At 64.9% G+C, this 2,184-nt stretch carries 2 protein-coding genes; both read right to left on the bottom strand.

Annotated features, from left to right (window positions below; genetic code table 11):
• The coding region (mnmE, locus tag C5O18_RS08735; RefSeq protein ID WP_105193192.1) for a tRNA uridine-5-carboxymethylaminomethyl(34) synthesis GTPase MnmE at positions 1–1,081 on the bottom strand (1,081 nt) is incomplete at its 3' end.
• A 15-nt stretch (positions 1,082–1,096) separates the two neighbouring features.
• Positions 1,097–2,184: membrane protein insertase YidC (gene yidC, locus C5O18_RS08730; protein WP_105193190.1), on the bottom strand; the 1,088-nt coding region annotated here is incomplete at its 5' end.

The following is a 2,184-nucleotide window of genomic DNA, read 5'->3' as shown; positions in this document are numbered from 1 at the left end:
CGCTGCGGTCGCTCTTGTTGGCCACCAGCGTGAGCCGGGCTGGCAGTTCCGGAAAGAACTGCGGCAGCGACAACGCCGGATCGGAGGCCGGATCGCTGCTGTCCCAGACGAAGAGCACGGCATCGGCCTGATCGATCTCGGCATAGGCGCGGCGTATGCCCTCGCGCTCGACCACGTCCGGGCTGTCGCGCAGGCCGGCGGTGTCGATCACGTGCAGCGGCATGCCATCGATCTGGATGTGCTCGCGCAGCACATCGCGCGTGGTGCCGGCGACATCGGTGACGATGGCCACGTCGTTGCCGGCGAGCGCATTGAGCAGGCTGGACTTGCCGGCGTTGGGCCGGCCCGCGATCACCACCCGCATGCCTTCCTTGAGCAGCACGCCCTGCCTGGCCTCGGCCATGACCTGGTCGAGCCGGGCGAGCACGCCGTCGCAGTGCGCGAGGATCTGGCCATCGGCGAGAAAATCGATTTCCTCTTCGGGAAAGTCGATTGCCGCTTCGACATGCAGGCGCAGCGTGATCAGCGTTTCCAGCAGGTCATGCACGCGCGCGGAGAAAGCCCCCTGCAACGACTGCATCGCGGAACGTGCCGCCTGCTCGGAACCGGCTTCGATGAGATCGGCAATCGCCTCCGCCTGCGCCAGGTCGAGCTTGTCGTTGAGGAAAGCGCGTTCGGAGAATTCGCCGGGACGGGCCAGCCGGGCACCCAGCGCGAGCACGCGCTGCAGCAGCATGTCGAGCACCACCGGACCGCCATGGCCCTGCAGTTCGACCACATCCTCGCCGGTGAACGAATTCGGGCCGGGGAAGAAGATCAGCAGGCCTTCGTCAATCCGGAGGGCGTCCTGCCGGACAGTCACTGATAACGAAGCCGCTGTCTGCTCGTCACTGCGTCGGGAGGTAGTGGTGGTAGCGCCGAAAAAGGGCGTGAACACCGCCGTGCGCGGTGCCAGTTCACGATCAGCTGGCCAGCCGCAGACGGCCCGGCCGATGGCCGCGGCCGCCGGGCCGGAAATGCGGATGATGCCCACGCCTCCCCGTCCGGGAGGCGTGGCGACGGCGGCAATGGTGTCGGTCATGGCCGCCGCCCGGGGTCAGCTCGCCGACTTGGCTGCGGCCGCCTTTTCGATCTGCCGCGTGATCACCCACTGCTGGGCGATGGACAGCAGGTTGTTGACGAACCAGTACAGCACCAGACCGGCCGGGAACCACAGGAAGAAGATGGTGAAGACGATCGGCATCATCTTCAGCACCTTGGCCTGCACCGGATCCTGCGGCGCCGGGTTCAGCTGCTGCTGCACATACATGGTCACACCCATGAGCAGCGGCAGGATGAAGTACGGATCCATCAGCGACAGGTCCTTGATCCACAGGATCCAGCCGGCGTGACGAAGTTCGACCGATTCCATCAGCGTCCAGTACAGCGCGATGAACACCGGCATCTGCACCAGGATCGGCAGACAGCCGCCGAGCGGGTTGATCTTCTCTTTCTTGTACAGCTCCATCATGGCCTGCGACAGCTTGGCGCGGTCGCTGCCGAACTTTTCCTTCATGCGCTGCATTTCCGGCATGACCCGGCGCATGTTGGCCATGGAACGGTAGCTGGCCGCGGAGAGATGGAAGAACGCGGCCTTGACCAGCAGGGTCAGCACCACGATCGACCAGCCCCAGTTGCCGAGGAAGCCGTGGATGGTCTGCAGCAGCCAGAACAGGAACTGCGCGATCGGCCACAGGAAGCCATAGTCGACGGTCAGCTCGAGACCCGGAGAAAGAGCTTCGAGCTTGTCCTGATGCTTGGGACCGGCGTAGAAGTCGGCACCGATCTTGCCGGTACCGCCCGGTGCCACGGTCAGCTGGCTGCCGGTGAAACCGATGTAGTTCTCGGTGCCATTGGCGGCACTGCGCGTGCTGATGTGGCTGGTGCCGGTCTTCGCCGGCACCCAGGCCGACACGAAGTAATGCTGCACCATGGCGACCCAGCCGCCGGTGACGGTCTGGCTCAGCGGCTCGGAACCGAACTTGTCGAGCGCCAGCTTGTTGTAGTTCTTCTCCGGGGTCCACCAGGCACCGCCGAGGAAAGTCACCATGCCGAAGGAATGGTTCTCGGAACTTGGATCCTTGCTGCCGTCACGCTTGATCTGGCCGAACAGCACGCCGCTCCAGGGCTGCGTGGTCGGGTTGG

This window comes from Amnimonas aquatica (genome assembly GCF_002943415.1).
Classification (GTDB): domain Bacteria; phylum Pseudomonadota; class Gammaproteobacteria; order Pseudomonadales; family Moraxellaceae; genus Perlucidibaca; species Perlucidibaca aquatica_A.
Note: the sequence above shows the minus strand (reverse complement) of the source record. Positions and strands in the feature narration are given on the sequence as shown.